General features: G+C 55.1%; 19 protein-coding genes and 1 tRNA gene. 10 read left to right on the plus strand and 10 right to left on the minus strand.

The genetic code is table 11. The features are described from left to right. Positions 1-99: 99 nt before the first annotated feature. Together AP059_RS07945 and AP059_RS07950 are read left to right on the plus strand one after the other, a co-directional pair. Positions 100-1,332 carry an EAL domain-containing response regulator gene (locus AP059_RS07945; RefSeq protein WP_059762751.1) on the plus strand — a complete coding sequence of 411 codons (1,233 nt, stop codon included), beginning with the start codon at positions 100-102 and terminating at the stop codon, positions 1,330-1,332. Next, positions 1,322-5,035: a transporter substrate-binding domain-containing protein gene (locus tag AP059_RS07950; RefSeq protein ID WP_256209755.1), complete on the plus strand. Its 3,714-nt coding sequence runs from the start codon at positions 1,322-1,324 to the stop codon at positions 5,033-5,035. The genes AP059_RS07945 and AP059_RS07950 overlap by 11 nt, the downstream gene beginning before the upstream one ends. 51 nt (positions 5,036-5,086) lie before the next feature. Here the strand turns inward: AP059_RS07950 and AP059_RS07955 are convergent, their stop codons facing one another. From AP059_RS07955 to AP059_RS07965, 3 genes are all read right to left on the minus strand, one after another. Further along, positions 5,087-5,515 (minus strand): response regulator, encoded by a 429-nt coding sequence (locus AP059_RS07955; protein ID WP_059762752.1) that lies wholly within the window; start codon positions 5,513-5,515, stop codon positions 5,087-5,089. A 380-nt stretch (positions 5,516-5,895) separates the two neighbouring features. Then, a complete protein-coding gene (locus tag AP059_RS07960) occupies positions 5,896-6,270 on the minus strand; it encodes a type II toxin-antitoxin system VapC family toxin (RefSeq protein WP_059762753.1) in 375 nt (124 codons plus the stop codon). Further along, positions 6,267-6,494 (minus strand): type II toxin-antitoxin system Phd/YefM family antitoxin, encoded by a 228-nt coding sequence (locus AP059_RS07965; RefSeq protein ID WP_059762754.1) that lies wholly within the window; start codon positions 6,492-6,494, stop codon positions 6,267-6,269. Before AP059_RS07965 ends, AP059_RS07960 begins: the two co-directional genes overlap by 4 nt. 276 nt (positions 6,495-6,770) lie before the next feature. Here AP059_RS07965 and AP059_RS07970 point away from each other — a divergent pair, with 276 nt between their 5' ends. From AP059_RS07970 to AP059_RS07980, 3 genes are all read left to right on the plus strand, one after another. Beyond that, the gene (locus AP059_RS07970) at positions 6,771-7,883 is read left to right on the plus strand and encodes an S-type pyocin domain-containing protein (RefSeq protein WP_059762755.1); all 1,113 of its coding nucleotides are present in this window, start codon (positions 6,771-6,773) and stop codon (positions 7,881-7,883) included. Between the two features lie 16 nt (positions 7,884-7,899). Continuing rightward, a complete protein-coding gene (locus tag AP059_RS07975; RefSeq protein WP_059762756.1) occupies positions 7,900-8,142 on the plus strand; it encodes a pyocin S6 family toxin immunity protein in 243 nt (80 codons plus the stop codon). A 71-nt stretch (positions 8,143-8,213) separates the two neighbouring features. Next, positions 8,214-8,447 (plus strand): DUF7683 domain-containing protein, encoded by a 234-nt coding sequence (locus AP059_RS07980; protein WP_059762757.1) that lies wholly within the window; start codon positions 8,214-8,216, stop codon positions 8,445-8,447. Positions 8,448-8,741: 294 nt separating this feature from the next. On the opposite strand, the gene AP059_RS07985 is transcribed toward AP059_RS07980, so the two are convergent. Beyond that, positions 8,742-8,831: transfer RNA gene (locus AP059_RS07985), tRNA-Ser, on the minus strand. Positions 8,832-9,138: 307 nt separating this feature from the next. On the opposite strand from AP059_RS07985, the gene AP059_RS07990 reads away from it, so the two are divergent. From AP059_RS07990 to AP059_RS08000, 3 genes are all read left to right on the plus strand, one after another. Continuing rightward, positions 9,139-9,828, plus strand: a complete 690-nt coding sequence (locus tag AP059_RS07990) for a crotonase/enoyl-CoA hydratase family protein (protein WP_048400844.1) — start codon at positions 9,139-9,141, stop codon at positions 9,826-9,828. Positions 9,829-10,049: 221 nt separating this feature from the next. Further along, positions 10,050-10,832: a lysophospholipid acyltransferase family protein gene (locus AP059_RS07995; RefSeq protein ID WP_059762758.1), complete on the plus strand. Its 783-nt coding sequence runs from the start codon at positions 10,050-10,052 to the stop codon at positions 10,830-10,832. Positions 10,833-10,915: 83 nt separating this feature from the next. Next, the gene (locus AP059_RS08000; protein ID WP_059762759.1) at positions 10,916-11,887 is read left to right on the plus strand and encodes a magnesium and cobalt transport protein CorA; all 972 of its coding nucleotides are present in this window, start codon (positions 10,916-10,918) and stop codon (positions 11,885-11,887) included. A gap of 40 nt (positions 11,888-11,927) precedes the next feature. Here AP059_RS08000 and AP059_RS08005 read toward each other — a convergent pair whose 3' ends face one another. Next, positions 11,928-12,656: an amidotransferase gene (locus AP059_RS08005; RefSeq protein ID WP_059762760.1), complete on the minus strand. Its 729-nt coding sequence runs from the start codon at positions 12,654-12,656 to the stop codon at positions 11,928-11,930. Positions 12,657-13,258: 602 nt separating this feature from the next. Between AP059_RS08005 and AP059_RS08010 the strand changes: the two genes are divergently transcribed. Both AP059_RS08010 and AP059_RS08015 read left to right on the plus strand, forming a co-directional pair. Continuing rightward, positions 13,259-13,708 (plus strand): rhodanese-like domain-containing protein, encoded by a 450-nt coding sequence (locus AP059_RS08010; protein WP_059762761.1) that lies wholly within the window; start codon positions 13,259-13,261, stop codon positions 13,706-13,708. Next, complete coding sequence (locus tag AP059_RS08015) at positions 13,705-14,514, plus strand: c-type cytochrome (protein ID WP_059762762.1); 810 nt, start codon at positions 13,705-13,707, stop codon at positions 14,512-14,514. The genes AP059_RS08010 and AP059_RS08015 overlap by 4 nt, the downstream gene beginning before the upstream one ends. A gap of 188 nt (positions 14,515-14,702) precedes the next feature. Here the strand turns inward: AP059_RS08015 and AP059_RS08020 are convergent, their stop codons facing one another. The 5 genes from AP059_RS08020 to AP059_RS08040 all read right to left on the minus strand — a co-directional run bounded on the left by AP059_RS08020 (position 14,703) and on the right by AP059_RS08040 (position 18,393). Then, positions 14,703-15,044, minus strand: coding sequence for a ribonuclease E inhibitor RraB (locus AP059_RS08020; RefSeq protein WP_059762763.1), 342 nt, complete (start codon positions 15,042-15,044; stop codon positions 14,703-14,705). Between the two features lie 273 nt (positions 15,045-15,317). Next, entirely contained in the window at positions 15,318-15,926 is a 609-nt protein-coding gene (locus tag AP059_RS08025) for an START domain-containing protein (protein ID WP_059762764.1), read from the minus strand. Between the two features lie 47 nt (positions 15,927-15,973). Continuing rightward, complete coding sequence (locus AP059_RS08030; RefSeq protein WP_048362961.1) at positions 15,974-16,228, minus strand: YkgJ family cysteine cluster protein; 255 nt, start codon at positions 16,226-16,228, stop codon at positions 15,974-15,976. Positions 16,229-16,381: 153 nt separating this feature from the next. Then, positions 16,382-16,849, minus strand: a complete 468-nt coding sequence (locus AP059_RS08035) for a translation initiation factor 2 (protein ID WP_165599922.1) — start codon at positions 16,847-16,849, stop codon at positions 16,382-16,384. A 104-nt stretch (positions 16,850-16,953) separates the two neighbouring features. Then, positions 16,954-18,393, minus strand: a complete 1,440-nt coding sequence (locus tag AP059_RS08040; protein WP_048362960.1) for an aminotransferase-like domain-containing protein — start codon at positions 18,391-18,393, stop codon at positions 16,954-16,956. Positions 18,394-18,618 lie beyond the last annotated feature (225 nt).

Below are 18,618 nucleotides of genomic sequence, written 5' to 3' on the forward strand. Positions count from 1 at the left end.
AGCTTCGGAAATTTCCTAGAAAAGATCGGAAAATTCCCATTTGGACACTTTCAGTACGCTAGCACACTGATTCCCCTCCTTTCTGAGTAGATGTGCGCGATGCAAGACTTGACGGTTTTGGTGCTGGAGGATGAACCCTTCCAGCGGCTGGTCACTGTGACCGCGCTGGAAAAACTGCTGCCGGGCACGGTGTTGCAAGCGGCTGACGGCGATGAGGCGATCACAGCCCTGGCGGGCTGCAGCCATGTGGATATTGTGCTGTGTGACCTGAAAATGGCCGGCATGGATGGCCTGGCCTTTCTGCGTCATGCCACCAGCAGCGGCAAGGTGCGTGCAGTGGTGCTGTGCAGCGGGCTTGACCCGATTCTGCGTCAGGCTACGGTGTTGATGATCCACTGCCTTGGCCTCACCTTTCTCGGTGATTTGGGCAAGCCGTTCAATATCGAGGGTTTCAACCAACTGGCCAAACGTTATAAGGCGCACTGTAACACCCAGCCCAGGCCGTTATTGCCGGCGGAGCTGCCCACCCTGAACGATGTGCTGCAAGGCCTGGATAACGGCGCGTTCGAGGCCTATTACCAACCCAAAGTCACTCTTGCGGGTCAGGATCTGGTGGGCGCAGAAGTGCTCGCGCGCTGGGTGCATCCGCAGTGGGGAGTATTGGCTCCTGCACACTTCTTGCCGGTGATGGAGCAGCACAATCTGATCGACAGAATGTTCTGGCATCTGTTCGAGCAGGGTTTGGCCCTGCACCAGCAACTGGCAGCGCAGGGCCAGGCAATCCATTTGGCGTTCAATCTGCATCCGGCGCAGTTGGCATGCAGCGGCCTGACCGAGCGCATTCCGATGATGCTCAAGCGCGCGCAGGTGCCAGCAGCCTGTGTGATCTTCGAGATCACCGAAACAGGCCTGCTCAGCGCCCCGGCCAGTAGCCTTGAGAATCTGGTGCGCCTGCGCATGCTCGGTTGTGGCCTGGCCATGGATGATTTTGGCGCGGGTTACTCATCGCTGGATCGCCTTAGCGAGCTGCCCTTCAGCGAGATAAAGCTGGACCGGGCGTTTGCCCACAAGATGCAAAGCAACCCCAGGTGTGCCGCGATTATCAGTTGCTCGGTGGCTCTGGCCCGGGCGCTGGATATTTCGCTGGTGATCGAGGGCGTAGAAACCGCCGCACAACAAACCCGCCTGATCGAACTGGGCTGTACCATTGCCCAGGGCTATCTATTTGCCCGGCCCATGCCGCAAAGCCACTTTATCGATTACTGCAGGATCAGGCTGCTCGCCAGCACGGGACCATCACCGAGCAATAAAGGCGATGGCTTTGAACTATAATCTCGCCAGCCACGATGACCATGCCGTATTGCGTTGCGTCCCATCAGACTTCCACGGTCTCTTTTCGATGTACTTACCTTTGTTCTGGCTGGCCTTATGCTCGCTACTGATCAGCTCTCCCGTGGAGGCTGGCGCACTAACTTCGGCCCCCCAAACGCTCTCCAGTCAATTGCGCATCGACCGTCAGGACCTGGGTATTACCCAGAAAGACTGGCAATGGCTGCGCCACAAGGGCGAACTCAGGGTCGGCGTATCGCCTGACGAGTCCCCACCCTTCTCGATCAATGCTCAGAGCAACCAGTACGAGGGCATCAGTGCCGATGTAACAGCCCTTGTTGCCCAATTGCTGGTGCTTAAGGTCAAGATCGTGCCATTTGCCAACGCCAAGGACGCCGCCCAGGCGCTGCAGGAGGGCAGCATCGATGTGCTCAGCAGCCACGGTAGCCAGGAGCCGGGCACGCAGTTGATCTTCAGCAAGCCTTATGCCCGGGACCGCTTGGCTGTGTTCAAGCGCAGCGCCGAACCACGTAATTCGCCCAGCGATCTGGCTGGTTTGCGCGTAGCGGCTACCGACGAGCATATGAACGACTTGCTAAGGCGCTATCCACGGGCGGATTTGAAGGTCTATGCCGACCATGACAAAGCCATTGCCGCCGCAGCTTTCGGCCAGGCGGATGTGTATGTCGACGACCTGTACAGCGCCTATTACCAGATCAATCATGCGTTCTACGGCTATGTGCGCTTTGAGCGCTTCAGCGATCTGGCTATTGGCGGTTACAGCTATGCCTTGCGCGCAGACAACAATCAGTTACAGCGGCTGATCAATATCGCCCTTGAGACCATTGGCGACGATCGACTTACCCATCTGGCCAAGCGCTGGATCGGCAACAGTTTTATTCCCGGCGAAGAGCCGATCGACCTTACGCCGCAACAGGTGCGCTGGATAAAGCGTAATCCGGTAGCTCGACTGGTGATCAACGATGACCTGGCCCCGGGTGCCTATTTTGACTCCAACGGGATTTTTTCCGGTGAAGTGGCCGATCTTCTGGAAGTGATCACCCTGAGCACCGGGCTGCATTTTCAGGTGATTTCGCGCGGCGGCGGTTACCCGCAAATCATCGAAACCTTGCTCAAGGGCGATGCCGATCTGGCACTGATGACGGCCAGCCCCGAACGTGAGGAACATCTGCGCTTTACCCGGCCGGTGATCAACGGTCCTTTTGTGCTGCTTAGCACCATAGCGCAACAAGGCAAGCTGGACAGCCTGGTCGACAAGCGTGTGGCCATTCCCAGCGGGCATGTGGCCATACAACAACTGCGCAGAAACTATCCCAAAGCCACGCTGATCGAGGCCGGTGACACGCTGGACTCGATGAACCTGCTCTATGAAGACAAGGCCGATGCCGCGGTCATAGCATTGCCTGCGGCGCGCTATTACAGCGAACGGTTATTTCGCGACAAACTGGTCATCAACAATATGCTGGACCTGGGCCCGGGCACGGCCAGCTTCGCCTTGCGCCGCAGTGATGCGGAACTGCAATCCATTATCGACAAGGTCTTGCAGAACATTGCACCGGATGAACTCAGCGCCATTGCCAACCGCTGGCGAGCGCCACCGGGCATGAGCGGGCAAACCTGGGTGGATTACGAACGGCTGATCCGTCAAATCGTCGTCGGCGCTGCGCTGTTACTGTTGCTGGTATTGGTATGGGTGATCTACCTGCGCCGCCAGATCAAGGCCCGGCTCAAGGCCGAGCGCATGCTCAATGACCAACTGCAATTTGTCGAAGCCCTGACCGACTGCATGCCACCACCGCTGTATGTGTGTGATGTAAACGGGGTCATCCTGTCGTGCAACCGCAGCTTCCTTAAAAGCATCGGTTTGAACAAGGATCAGGTGCTGAACAAGGCTGTGCATGAGTTACCCGGCGAGCACATCAAGAACCCACCTGAGCTTGATCAAAACTATCAGCAAGCACTGAGCAACGGTCAGACCATCGAGTCGCTGCATCTTCTTGAGCTGCAAGGCAAGATCGTGTCGGTCAGCCATTGGGTACAACCGTTCCACGACTGCCAGGGCATCACCAAGGGTCTTATCTGCGGCTGGCTGGATATCAGCGAACACCGCCAACTGGTGCAGCAACTGCAGGAGGCCAAGAGCCAGGCCGACAGCGCCAGCAAGGCCAAGAGCAGTTTCCTGGCAACCATGAGCCATGAAATCCGTACGCCCATGAACGCCGTTATCGGCATTCTGGAGTTGGCGCTCAAACGCGCCACTGATGAGCCCATTGATCGCGCCAGCATTGAAATTGCCCACACCTCGGCTAAAAGCCTGCTGGAGTTGATCGGCGATATTCTCGATATCGCCCGTATTGAATCCGGGCGTCTGAGCCTGTCGCCCAACCGCGCCAACCTGCGCGAGTTGGTGGAATCGGTGGCCCGGGTGTTTGAAGGGCTGGCCCGGCAAAAACGCCTGCGCCTGTTGCTGGAGATCGATTCGAGCATCAATTGCGATGTGCTGGTCGATGCCCTGCGCTTCAAGCAGATCCTCTCCAATCTGGTCAGCAATGCGATCAAATTTACCGAGGAAGGCACGGTCAAGGTCAGTATCGTGGGCGCCTTGCTCGACAACATTCTGCTCAACGTGAGCCTCAGCGTGCAAGACACCGGTGTGGGCATCAGTTTGGTCGATCAGCAGCGCCTGTTCCGCCCCTTTGCCCAGGTGCAGCGCAATGTGCAGCACACCGAAGGCACTGGTCTGGGCCTGGTGATCTGCCGCTCGCTGTGCGAAATGATGGGCGGCCAATTGAGCATGAACAGTGCGTTGGGCCGGGGGACGCAGGTCAATATCGAGTTGCGCGTGCAGGTACTTGAGGCCATTAGCGTGCCGCTGCTGCCGCTGCTGGCGCCAGCGCAAGTCAGGCAGCGTTATCGCCTGCAGGTGCTGGTGGTTGATGATCACCAGGTCAATCGCAAGGTGCTATCCGAGCAGTTGAACTACTTGGGCCACGATGTCAGCGAAGCGGAAAATGGCCAGCAGGCTTTCGAGAGCTGGAGCACGCAGGCGTTCGATGTGGTGATTACCGACTGCCATATGCCGGTCATGAACGGCGCAGAACTCACCCGGGCCATTCGGCGCGAGGAACAGGACAACGCACAGGAGCCCACTGTGATCATCGGCCTGACCGCCGATGCCCAGCCGCAAGAGCTTGAACTGTGCATTCTCGCGGGCATGAACGAGTGCCTGATCAAGCCGATCAGCGTTGATGAACTGGACGCGCATTTGCTCGCCCACCAACACTTGGAGGAGGTACAACAGCCTGCAATGGCCCAACTGGCGTTGGTGCCTGACTCAGTACAAATGGTTGATCTTGGCCCGCTGGAGGGTTTGATCAGCAGCGAGCCGATAAAGCTGCGCAAAATTCTCGATGAGTTGATCAAGAGCAACCGTAAGGACTGTCAACTTATGACGGTATTACTGCAAGAAGGTGAGGTTGAGAAGCTTGTAGAACTGGCCCATCGCATCAAGGGCGCAGCACGAGTGGTAAAGGGCGAGCACCTGGTTCAGTGCTGCCGCAAGCTTGAGATCGCGTGTATTGACCCGCAAGTATCACTGAATCAGCTCAGGGCGTTGGTCGCTCAGGTCGAAACAGCGATCGGGATGCTGGAAGAGGCGTTGCTGGGGCTCAGGAATCCCAATTAATAAACCGACGCACTCTTTGCAGTTTCGCAACCGCCAGAGGCCTCTGAGGGATCAAGTATTGCTTCTGCCACTCAAGGCACTACACGCAGCCGCCTCTTTCGGGCAGGGATCGATTGAGGACATAAGGTTTTCGATTATCCTCGTGTCAGGTACCCCTGGGAGCCTTTTGAATACCCCCCCTTCCCTCTCATCGTTCGCGGCGACAAACCTGGGACGCCCCTCATAGACCAGCGCGTTACGAACGTACGGACACTGGATACAGAACGTCTCAAAGTGTCTATCAGTCTCAGGCACCAATGCCGTATTGATAACCACCAGATCAAAAGGCTCGTCCGCGCGATCAAGCATGGCCAGCAGTTCGTCAAAAGAGCCGACAGGTGCAATGCGGTGGTATCCAAATTTATTGAACATCTTCTCGATGGACAAACGTTGAAGATGCTCGTCTTCAACGATCAATATGCGCAGTGAGGGAGTAGACATTGTTACCGCTCGTAGGGGCGAAATCTGGAGAGACTGAAGGTGTGAGGTATTGTTGCTCGTCCTTGAATAAGCAGGAACGAGGAAGACTCCTACGAATACGTAGGAAAAATCCCACAAGTCGCTACACCATTGCGCACAGCCACCCTTCTACGGATTGACATAGGCGCCTAGCTCTCCATTTCGATCCCGTGTAGCACGAGCGAGGGCAATCTTTACCATCAGGAGAGTGAGGATCTCAAGAACGGGGAATGGCATGGCGCCGATCAGCACCTTCTCCTGACGACACCGCAAATGCTCACAAGGTGTGTTTACAGGTCTATTTATGACAGACCGAAAAAAGCCGCCTCGATGGGCGGCTTTGCAAGTCGATAGCGCACAGATCAAACGATGATCGTGTGAGGGTACGCGTGCATGGCGCTGTCGTGTGTCACCAGGCTGATACCTTCTGCAAGCGCTTGGGCCACCATGATGCGGTCAAACGGATCGCGGTGATGATTTGGCAGATTGCCCACAGTCAGCCCGTAATCAGAAGTGATCGGCAACTCAAGATAGCCCGCATCTAACAGCACTTTGCGTAGCACAGCTGGAATAACACCGGTGCGCTCGGCGCCCTTGATGGTCAGCTCCCAGATGCTAGCGGCGCTGAAATACAGGGTGTTGGCCTCATCGTCGATAAGCTGGGCCGCCGCCTTAGACAGTTTGTCGTCGCCGATAGCTGCCCAGATCAGGATATGAGTGTCGAGCAATAACCTCATGCCTTGCCCTCAAACAGATCCGCTATTTCAACATCCAGAGCGTCCGAGGCCTCGGCGTTGAATGTCACTCCAGCGAGCATCCCGCGGCGCTTGGGGGCTGTAATAGGAACCAGCTTGGCCACTGGCACGCCTGCCTTGGCGATGATGATGGTCTCCCCGCCCGCTGCCGCATCAACAAGCTGCGAGAAGTGTGTTTTCGCTGCGTGGATGTTGTGGGTCTGCATGTCACTATCCCCCGATGGTTGGTCAATGCAGCCAGCCTAGTCCATCGGGTGGACTAAGTAAAGAATGGTTGGCTGCCTGCGCTTGCGGGCAGTGCTCATAGCGACAAGCCTAGTCATTGAGAAGTTGGGAGATGACAGCGCACGCCGCAGTTGAGACACGTCGAATCCCCCAAACACACCGGAGCGCTGAAACTCACAGTTACCAAGTCAAATTGACCCAAGCCGATATTGGGCGGCAATGTCCTTGGTTTATATGGACTCATACAGGGACTTCACATGAGGAAGGACGATAAGGACGACCCTTTTTTAGACTCGACATGGCATCAGAAGCGCCCAAACGGTGGAGCCTCATGGGCAGCGTGGGCAAAACCCTCTGTGCCAGAACCGGTGTACGTCCCAAAAGATGAATGGCCATCCCCCAAGAAACGCACCGACCAGGTCTTCGCCAAGTCCTGCGTCTCTGAAAACTGGTGCAGCACGGATGCAGGGAAGGTCATCGAACCCGCCTCCAACTTCGGCAACATCATGGTGGTTGCCTCCATGCTTTTGCCCTCTGCGTCAAATGCAGTGGCAATGGCCATCGGTGCAGATGCCGGACTCGCACGCGTAGCGGGTGGCGGCATCATGCAACAGCGTATGACGTGGGCAATACGTGGCGCGGGAGGCCCGGTCAGCGTTTTTATAATGGGGATGCTCCCCACCAAAATGGGTGACGGCACACTCCATACCGACGAACAACTGCGCAGCATGAACAAGGCCACCACACGGGTGCGCTTTCAGTTCCGACGTGATGCCGAAGGGGTCATGCAGATTTACGGCATTCACACCGGCGCGTCAGGTGATGACTCAGTACGCATCGTGCAAGTGAAGTGGAACGCAACCAAAACTGCAATGGAGGCTGAGCTAAATGGGATCACCATCCTTTGGACGCCACCACACAGCTCTTCAGGCATGCCACCACTGAGTTACCCCGACGAAAGCAGCAAGCAACTGGGCTCTATCCTCGTACACCCGATCCCGGAAAACACGGACAGCCAGCTTGACGGCCTTCCTGGCGATGACATTACAACCGAGGACTGCATTCTGGTCTTTCCGGAAGAAACTGGCCTCAAGTCGTTGTATGTGGTGTATGCAAAACCGTTTGGTGGTGGGGATATCAAATACCACACTCCCCCGCTTACACTTCCTGCGTTCCCAGATGCTATCCGTATCCGTAAAAAAGGAAATCGCAAGCGCTGGGAAAGCAAAAAACGTATTTACGAATGGGACTATCAGCATGGGGCAGTAGAGGTGTACGACAAGCAAGGAAACCACTTAGGCGAGTACGACGCCACTACTGGTGAACAAACTGGAAAAGCCAAGTCCGAAAGACAAACCACAACAAAATAAATCAGGAGTGTTACCAATGGCCTTCATTGTAATCAGTGGCTTTTACCCAGAGCCAAACCCGGATAATTCAATACAGTATGAGAAAGTCGTATCGCAAGAGTTACAGCCAGCAATTCTCGCTGCAATGGGTTGGAATAGCCTAGGAGATGTACCGATGGGTGAAAATGATCTAACTCAAGATCAATCCATAGCGGTTATGACGATACTGGGCGACCCGATCAACAGTGACCTGATGTACTGCATGGGGCTTTGCAGCTAAATATCAGAGGCGGGTACGAACGTCTATTCGCCACCTCCCACCGTCATCTTTCGCAGGCTCAGCTGAAAGCCATGAAATTCATCGTTGAAGCATTTGATAAAGAGAACGAATTTCCAGATTTTGAAGTAGTCCTCCCTGACGATTGCGAAGCCCAGTTAGCCGAAATCATGAACGGGTCACTCCCACAGCGAGGCGACGAGGGCTACGACCTGAACGAAACCCAACTATCGAACATTGAGGTATTGGCGGGTAAACGTTTCAACGACGAAAAACACATATTCCAACTCACTTGTAACGTGAGCTGAAATACTGCCTTTGGTAATTAGGCTAAGAGACGGGTCGATTTTTCAGCACTACGCCCCATCCCATACGCAGAGGCGCACCGAAGAGAGTGGATAGCGTCCACTTTGCAACGCGGCAATGCATCAGCCTTTTGCCAGATTGAGCGCATTTTAGCTGCCTCTGCCAATTGTTGGTAAACCCCCCGCCTCTCGCACCAAAATAGCGCGCCAGTCCCATGGGGGGGCATTTTCCAGACGCCAAAAACCACAAACCCCCGACTTTCTCTAGGAAAATCAGGGGTTTGTGTTTACTTAATGTGGCGGTGAAGGAGAGATTCGAACTCTCGATACAATTTCTTGTATACACACTTTCCAGGCGTGCTCCTTAAGCCACTCGGACACTTCACCGTATCTCTTCAAACATGTTCTGTCTGTCGAGGCGCGCTAATGTAGTCGAAACCTTTCGATATGACAAATCTTTTTTTCAGAATTTTCATGTGCTTACGCGATTTGCTGATGACTGGCCTCTTGCAGGGGGGCAAATCGGCCAATTGTCGGCCCCTGCACCACGCCTTGGTTGGCGCCATACGCCGCTGCGCCAGCGTCTATATAGAAGATGCGCCGCGATCAGCTGACTCACCAGTCAGTCACAGCGCTTTACCTGTGCCGTGGGGCTGGGTAACGTCTGCTCCACTTCAATACAAGGATTGACGCCATGAGTGACTTGATTGCCTACCACCTGGAAGACGGTATCGCCACGCTGACTTTGTGCAATGGCAAGGTGAATGCGATTTCGCCGGATGTAATCACCGCCTTTAATGCCGCGCTGGATCAAGCGGAACAAGATCGCGCCGTGGTGATTATTACCGGGCAACCGGGCATTCTCTCCGGCGGTTATGACTTGAAGGTGATGACGGCAGGCCCTCAGCAGGCGGTTGATCTGGTGACTCAAGGCTCGACGCTGGCACGTCGCCTGTTGGCGCATCCTTTCCCGGTGATCGTGGCTTGCTCCGGGCATGCGGTCGCCAAGGGTGCCTTTTTGCTGTTGTCGGTCGATTACAGGATCGGTGTCGATGGCCCCTTCAGCATCGGCCTCAACGAAGTGCAGATCGGCATGACCATGCACCACGCCGGTATTGAGCTGGCCCGCGATCGCCTGCGCAAGTCGGCCTTCCATCGTTCGGTGATCAACGGCGAGATGTTTAACCCGCAAAGCGCAGTGGACGCAGGCTTCCTCGACAAAGTGGTTCAGCCGCAAGAGCTGCACGGCGCAGCGCTTGAGGCTGCACGCCAATTGAAGAAGATCAATATGAAAGCGCACAAGAACACCAAGCTCAAAGTGCGCAAGGCATTGCTGGATACTCTGGAAGCTGCCATCACCCTTGATCAAGACCATATGGGTTGAACCTCTTGCGACCCGACTACCTGTGCAGTCGGGTCGCAAGCTCTGTCGCTCACCTCCCCTGCCTGGCCTGTTGATTCCAGCAAAGCCGCTCTGTCGCGCCCCTTATCGCCCCGCTGAAACATGCGCTTAAACATCAGTCATCTCCTGTGTGTATCGGAGTAATTGCCGAATACAGTGCACGTCCGTACACTGCGCCACCTTTTGTGTTGACGAGCCTGTAAATGCTACTTTCGTTTCGTATGCTGTTGATGAGTCTGCATTTTATGACCGCCGGAGTACTGGGAGTGCTGCTGGGCCTGTGCCGACCTTTCAACCCTGATAACAGTCGTCTTTGCGCGCGCCTCTATGCGCTGCCGTCCAGATGGATCCTGGGCTATAAACTGAAGACTGAAGTCGGCCCATTGATGGATAAACCGCAAAGCTGCGTAATCATTGCCAACCATCAGTCCAATTACGATTTATTCGTATTCGGCAACGTCGTGCCGCGTCGCACGGTGTGCATCGGCAAAAAAAGCCTGAAGTGGGTCCCGCTATTCGGTCAATTGTTCTGGCTGGCCGGCAACGTGCTGATCGATCGCGGCAATGCTGATAAAGCCCGCAAGTCAATGCTGACCACGACCCGTACCTTGCAACAAAAGGACACCTCGATCTGGGTATTCCCCGAGGGCACACGCAATTTAGGCAAAGAATTACTGGCGTTTAAAAAAGGCGCATTCCAAATGGCCATTACTGCGGGCGTGCCTATCGTGCCGGTCTGCGCCAGCACTTATAGCCAGCACCTGAAGCTCAATCGCTGGCACAGTGCCGACATCCTTATTCGCTCCTTGCCTGCCATCCCGACAGCGGGCTTAACGCTGGACGACATGCCTGCGTTGATGGAGCAATGCCGCGAGCAGATGCGCGCCTGCATTGAGGCAATGGACCGTGAAGTGCTGGCCGGGCAAAAGCACGCCACGCCAACCTTGACCGACAGCAAGGGCGCCGCTTCCAACCCGAACGTCTGAAGGTTTGTTGACTCAAAGGATGGCATTGCACGCTAAGCTGCATCTTCGTGCCCTAACCCTTTGAAGAAGAAGCGATTAGAACTATGGGGAGAGTTGTTGCTGCGGCGGTCTATTGCGCCGGCAAAAAAATCACCAACATCACACTGGACGAAGGCAGCGACTGGGCGAAAAAGCCCGGCCACTTCGTCTGGATTGGTCTGGAACAGCCCGACGCGCAAGAGATCAGCAACCTGCAACGCCAGTTCAACCTGCATGAACTGGCCATTGAAGATGCCCTTGAGCAACACAGCCGGCCCAAACTGGAGACCTTTGGCGACGCGCTGTTTATCGTGATCTATTCGCCGATTCGTCACGAGGGCACGCTGGAGTTTGTCGAAACCCATATTTTTGCCGGCAATGGCTACATCATTACCAGCCGCAATGGGCACTCAGCCTCTTACAAAGCCGTGCGCCAGCGTTGCGAAGCCCGGCCCTTGCTACTCGATCATGGCGAAGACTTTGTCTTGTATGCCTTGCTCGACTTCGTCACCGAAAGCTATCAACCGGTGAGCGAAGCCATCCACGCCGAAATCGATGCGCTGGAAAAAAGTATCATGGGCAACTCGCTCAAAGAAGCCGACATCGTGCACTTGCACAGCTTGCGCCGCGATGTACTGCGCTTGCGCCGCTATGTAGCCCCAATGGTTGAGATCAGCGAAGAACTGCAACGCCTGGCCTTTCCCTTTATCGACAAGAACATGCGCCCCTACTTTCGAGATGTGCAGATTCATGTCACGCGCCAGATGGAAGACCTCTCGACACTGCGCGACATCGCGAGTCAGACCATTGAAGTGGTGGTGCTGCTGGAGTCGTCGCGCCAAAGTACTGTGCAGCGCAAGTTCGCCGCCTGGGCGGCCATTCTGGCCTTTCCTACGGCTGTTGCAGGGATCTACGGGATGAACTTCCAAAACATGCCGGAGCTGAGTTGGCATTACGGCTACTTCGGCGTTCTGGGCTTTATCGGCATTGGCGTCACAGGGTTGTGGGCCAGTTTCAAGCGCTCTGGCTGGCTGTAAGCATGCGGGCAGTCTGCGCCTGCCCGCAAATTCTTGACGCTTAAACGGTTTGCGTTTCAGGCTTGTGCGCAACGAAACGCATCATCCACTCTGCCACCGTTTGACCGTGATGGGCCTTTTCAAGACTGGCGATGCCTGTGCCGTAGATTTGCGCACCCAAATGTTCCTGGCGCAGGTCTAACAATGCACGCGAGTAATCGTGAATGAACTCCGGATGACCTTGAAAGCACAGCACTTGATCATTGATGTGATAGGCCGCAAACGGACAAAAGTCGCTTGAAGCAATAACCGTGGCGTTTTCAGGCAGGGCCGTCACCTGATCCTGATGACTGATCAGCAGCGTCAGGTCTTCGACTGCCGGGCTCATCCACGGCGCCTTGGCGGCCAATTTGTATTGGTGAGTGCCAACCCCCCAGCCCTGGGTCGCGCGCTCACTTTTGCCGCCCAGTAACAGCGCCAGCAACTGGTGACCAAAACACACACCAATCAACTTGTCGCCACGCTCATACCGTGTGAGCAGGTAGCTTTTGAGGGTTTCAATCCACGGGTCTGTGCCAAACGAGTCCGCCTTGCTCCCCGTTACCAGATAAGCATCGTAGGTCTGGTCATCAGACGGGTATTGACCGTTCATCACGTTAAAGACGCTGAATTGCGCGGCGATAGGCTGCTGGGTGAACAGTTGTTTGAACATCTGCCCATAGCCCTGGTATTGATCAACAAACTCAGGGCGCAGAACGTCGGTTTCCAGAATGCAAATGTGTAGCGACATAAAAGTACCTGGCACGATGAAGACGAAATGATCACAGCAATGGGCTAGAGCCTGCCTTGAAAGCGTAATTCAAGGCAAGCACTGAACACCGGGTTTCATGTAAGCCTTACGCTTTGTGAACACAGAACTGAATGAAACCGCTGCACAACCCACGCGCTGACGAACGGTAGGTCGCTAAGTACTCCAACCCTTTGAATGCCCGTTGCGTCTAGCAACGGCCTGTCAGCCAGCGCCTTCACTGCGTAATAGCGTTTTAGAAAGATTGAGCACTTAGATGATGTGAAAGGGTTCTAAGCCCTTCGATACGCGGGCTCTAAGGTAAACCTGTGAACCGCTGCGTTGCTGACCAACTAGCACACATGCGGCTAAGGATCGTTGCTTTTTAATAACAAAAAAGGCAGATAGCCATGTTCAAACACACCAAACTTCGCCAAGCAGGACTCATCCTTTTTGCCACCGCCCTGCTGCTGATTGTGCCTAACCTGACCAAGGTCATCGGCTAGCATCCCTGACATGGGGCCCCACTCATATTTACGACCCGCGGCTTTCGGGATTGGCACTTGTGTGCCAATCTTCAAGCACATTTGCAGGGAGGGAACCTTATGCGTCATTGGCTGGCAGTTGCTCTGCTTCTTAGCTGCGGGGTCACCCAAGCAGGGATCATCGAGGTAAATAGAGCCGTGGATGAAGTCAATGATGGTGCGCTGATACTCGATCTGCGCAACAACAGTGATTTCGCCGCTGGTAATGTGCATAACTCATTGCAGGTCGATCTGGCACTCGAAGACGGCACGGGCATCAGTGCTGAAGGGCTTGCCTATCAACTCCGTCAGGTCGTTCTAGACCCCAACGCAACCGTGGTGATTTATAGCGATAACGATCAAGACGCCAATGAGGCCGAAGACACGCTGATCAAACATGGTTTTTTCGGCATTGTGAACGGGGGCAACTATGAAGAGCTGCGCGACGCGCTTTTCTATTCTGACTATTCTTCCTGGTTCGCACCATTCGGCGACGATCCCGCTGACGACGACATTACAGCCATCAATTGAAACGCCTGACGATTTTTATTACCGCCCTGCTCAGCCTGCCCGCTTACGCCGCCCAACTCACCCTGGAGCTGGGTGATACCCGCCGCACCTGGCAAACCGTCGAGCTGCTGAAACATCCGGCCGCGCAGGAAGTGCGCATAGATGACGATGTGTCTTACAAGCGCGCCATGACCTATCGCGCAATACCTATGGCCAGCTTGCTGGAAGGCATCAAACCTGAAGACCACCTGCAAGCGGTGGCGCTGGATGGCTTTGCGGCTGAACTCAGCGCCGCTCCGCTACTGAGTCAAAACGGCGCCAAGGCCTGGCTGGCCATTGAAGACCCTGAGCAGCCGTGGCCCGCACTGGGCAAAGGCAAACCCAGTGCCGGGCCTTTTTACCTGGTGTGGACCCACCCTCAAGCCAGCCACATCAGCCCTGAACAATGGCCTTTTCAGGTCGCTCGCATTACCCGTCAGCGAGCAGTCGCCGAACGTTTCCCGGTGATGCGCCCTGACCCGGCACTCCCGGTCGACTCACCGATCACTCAAGGCTTTAACTTATTTCAAAAGAATTGCCTGGCCTGCCATCGCCTGAACGGTGCAGGGGATTCACAGTTTGGCCCCGACCTGAACATTCCGTACAACCCTACCGAGTATTTTGGCGCTGACTTTCTCAAGCGCTACGTGCGCGACCCACAAAGCCTGCGTCATTGGCCACAAGCGCGCATGCCCGGATTTTCTACCCGCGTGTTGTCCGAAAACGAGCTGGATCAGTTGGTCAGTTACTTACAGCACATGGCCACGCGCAAAGTGACGTTGCCATGAATAATCCGCCCAAGGTTTTAACTATCAACGACATAGGAATAGCTAATTTCACGGAACGCACGAACCGTCAGATACTTGCCGCCATTGTCGAACTTCCCTTTAGCCACCCCCTTGCGGTGGCTTTTTTTTGGCTGTCATAACGTAAAACGGCCAGCCCAAGGGCCGACCGTGAGTCGTTGTATTGACGATTAATTCAACAGGCCACGCACCTCCTGCTTAACGCCCCAGCCTTCTATGATCCCACCCAGCGGCACTACCACCGCCTCGAAGTCTTGTTCAAAGTCACCAATGCCGCCATAGGTGGCATACATCACTTTGCTCAGCTCCAGATTCCAGGCGCCATCCTCGCGCGCATTGATTTGCGCATTCAGGGATTCGCCACAAAATTTTCCTGCTGCCCGGCGCGCCCGCTCTTCGTCCGGGAAGATGGCGTAAAACTCAATAGGATGGATACGTGAAAAATCAAAACCGCCTTCTTTCATGCGGCGCAGCACATAGCTGCTGAGGTCTTCTTGATGGGCTGTGCTCATGAAACGTCCTCCTCGCAATGGATAGACATTCAACGTTCCCCGTGGTGCAACAGTCAGGCCGTTGCGGGGCTGCAAGCATGTAGCGAACAAGATTAGAGCCAGTCGAACACTTCGCCGGTCTGGGTGCAGATTAGCCCTGACGCGCAATATCTGCCAAGTGGAGGAATATTAAATTAATGATTTATTTCGGATTAACTTACGAGCGCCGGGCAAATAACCGCCTGACCCTGAATAGATGCGCTACCCAGGGCCAGACCAGCCTTGACAGAGGGCTTACTGCTTCTCTGCGCGCTCTTTGAGCGCCTTCAGCGTATTAAACGGTGCATCGATTACAAACTTGTTGGCCAACCAGGATGGCACGCTGCCGCCCGGCTCAGTGTGAACCTGATAGGTCACTTCAGTCTCATCAGCACCTTTTGGCACCAACTTCCAGAAGCCCTCTACTTGAGTTACCCGCACAAAGCCTTTTTCTTCAGGGAGGTACGTCGAGACCCCTTCAAGCTTACGCATTACAGCGCCATCACTGCCGATCGAGGTAGTCACCAGCAAAATCGAATCACGCGGTGTTACCGGCCAAGGCGTATTGAACTGGGTGTAAGTCCAGCTCTTGTCCCCTTCGGTTTTAAGCAGCTTTTGGGATTTGCACTCGTGAATCCATTTGCACGCACCCGCCACGTCTTCCTGCAAGCCACGCACCTTGGCAATCGGCGCCTTGATCGTGGTCACGCCCTGATACGCCTTGTACTTTGAGCCAGACACCTCGCTCAACGACACCTTAATGCCGTCTTCATTCTTCGCCACTTCCCAGTCTTCAGCGTGAGCAGCGCTCACCATCAACACGCTCAGACCACACGCAATTGCTACTCGATGCAACGAACCCATTGTCTTATTCCTTATTGTTGAAGGTTTGTTCACTGGACATGAACACACTATGCCGCGGTCATCTGTTCCCACCACCCGATGAGGTTGATGGCTTCTTCCCGGTTACTGCCGCACACCTCGATGTCTGCTTTGAACGAACCACACACGGCGGGACGTTCGGGGCGCCCAAACAACCCACACAGATTTTCGACAGAAAGGTGCAGACAGCGTTCCCCGGCAGGTTTGCCATTAGGCATGCCAGGGATCGGGGTACTGATGGAGGGGGCTATACAGCAAGCGCCACAGCCTTCGCGGCAATTCATGACGTTAGCTCCTCATTCGGGGCAAAGTGTGTTGATGACAAGGGATAGTACTCGCTGGAACAGGCGTTTGAAATTGTCCGTTCAGCAGAAAGCGCGCATAGAGGCAAGTGACTGAACAGTCAGTTTAGAAGCCTGCTTTGGCGCATGAGGCACTTATTGCTTGAACTCGAAATCCAGGGCCGCGCCTTCAATTTGGCGGTCACGGGCTTCGTTGCGCAGTTGCAGCTCCATCTCATTGCTCAACAGACGACCGTTTAATTGAAACGGGCTGTCTTCTGCGGGTTTTTCACCGAACAGATTGGGCAACAAGGGTTTGTGCTTGGGCATCGGCATAGTGCCAATCGGCTGAAGTTGCTTGACCATTTCAGGAGGTAGGCTCAGGTCAAGCTTGGCGCTGGGCAAGCGTTTTTTTGCGATCTCACGCGCCGACTTTGATTTGCTCGCAACAGGTGCACGCTTTTTTGCGGGTGCCTTTTGAGCACTGGCAGCTGGCTTTTCAGGCGACTCGACGGTCTTGGTGTTGGTTGTCCGGGCCTGTGACTGCACCGCTGCCACATCGACAGCCGCAAAGGCAGTTAACACGCCCACCAACAGTATCCCCACGCTAAATGTCGCTTTCATAACTCCCACAGCGTTAACGGTTCAAGTGCATATGCTGGCGCTTTAGACCTCGTGTGACAAGTCACATGTGGGCACATCGCCATGTCCGATTGCCGCATGCGGGCTCAATAGAGGCTTGTCGCCTCCTGACAGAGCTGGCTGGCAAGCATCCCCAAGGTCATCAGGGCGCGCTCCGCTTCACGGTTCCAGGGCGTACCGCAATTGAGCCGTATGCAGTGATTAAATTGCTCGGTATTACTGAAAATCAACCCCGGCGCGATGCTGATCCCTTGCTGCAACGCCCGCACATGTAGCTCTTGGGTATTAACCCGGCCTGGCAAACTGACCCACAGAATGAACCCGCCACTGGGGCGCGACATCTGCGTGCCCTCGGGAAAATACTGCTGAACTGCCAACTGAAATGCGCTGAGGTTTTTCCGGTATTCCTGCCGGATGTGCCTTAAGTGACGGTCATAACCGCCATTTTCAAGGTAGGCCGCAACACCCATCTGCGTCACGCTGCACGCTGAATGGGTAGTAAACGTCTGCAAGCGCTGAATCTCTTGCTGAAACTTACCCGCGATCATCCAGCCAATCCGTACACCGGGCGAAAGCGTCTTGGAAAAACTTGAACAGTAAATCACTCGATCCAGCCGATCATAGGCCTTGAGCGCCTTGGTACGGCCGACTTCGAACATCAACTCGCCATAAATATCGTCTTCAACGATCTGGATATCGAAATCGGAAGCCAGGCGCAGTAACTGCTTCTGTCGCTCCTCGGGCATGGTGCCGCCCAGCGGATTACTCAGGCGCGTAGTCAACACCAACGCTTTGATCGACCATTGATTGGCCGCCAATTGCAGGGCTTCCAGGCTCATACCGGTGGCAGGATCACTGGGAATCTCGATCACCTTCAAGCCCAGTAAATCCGCCAGTTGCAACAACCCGTAATAAGTAGGCGACTCGGCTGCAATCAGGTCACCGGGGCGCGTGAGGGTGCGCAGGGACATTTGCAGTGCATCGACACAGCCATGAGTGATGATCACTTCTGAAGGATCGACCACCACTCCGGCATCGCGCATGCGAATTGCCACTTGCCGACGCAACGGCTCAAAGCCCGGGCTGAACATGTAACTGAACGCGCGAGGGCTATGGAAGCGCGTGACTTTGGCCAACTGCTGGTGCAGGGCGCGCACGGGTAAATAGTCGACACTGGGCACCGCAGCTCCCAGAGGAAACACCCCTTCGCGGCGCGATTCGACCAACACCTGTTGAATGATACTGCTGCGTGTCACCAGGCCTGGGCGCTCAACGCGGGCGATATCGGGGGTTGGCGCGGTCAGTGCCGGGGTTTGGTGGACGTAATACCCCGACTGTGGCCGGGCGCGAATCAGCCCTTGATCTTCAAGGTTGGCGTAGGCTTGCAAGACCGTGGCATGGCTGACATTGAGCTGCGAACTCATCTTACGTACCGAAGGCACACGCTCGCCGGGCTGATAAACGCCACGCCGAATATCCTCAGCCAACTGCTGAGCGATACGTTGATAAAGCAAAAGGTTGGTCATGGCGCAGCACTCAATGTTCAGGCGTTTTTTTTGTTGTGTAGAACAATACCGGAACAGTTTAGAAGTGTACGGGCACAGTTGTCATCCATCTAAGCCGTACAGTGCGCAACGGGGTGAAACTGTATGGGTACAGAGTGGCAACAGACTTACGCAGACCTAAACCTGTAGTCGCTGACGAGTAATGCGAGGCTGCGTCCGGGCGCGCAGCGCTCGCAGACCCATTCA

Origin of the sequence: Pseudomonas sp. TAA207 (assembly GCF_001529285.1) — a bacterium.
Taxonomy (GTDB): Bacteria; Pseudomonadota; Gammaproteobacteria; order Pseudomonadales; family Pseudomonadaceae; genus Aquipseudomonas; species Aquipseudomonas weihenstephanensis.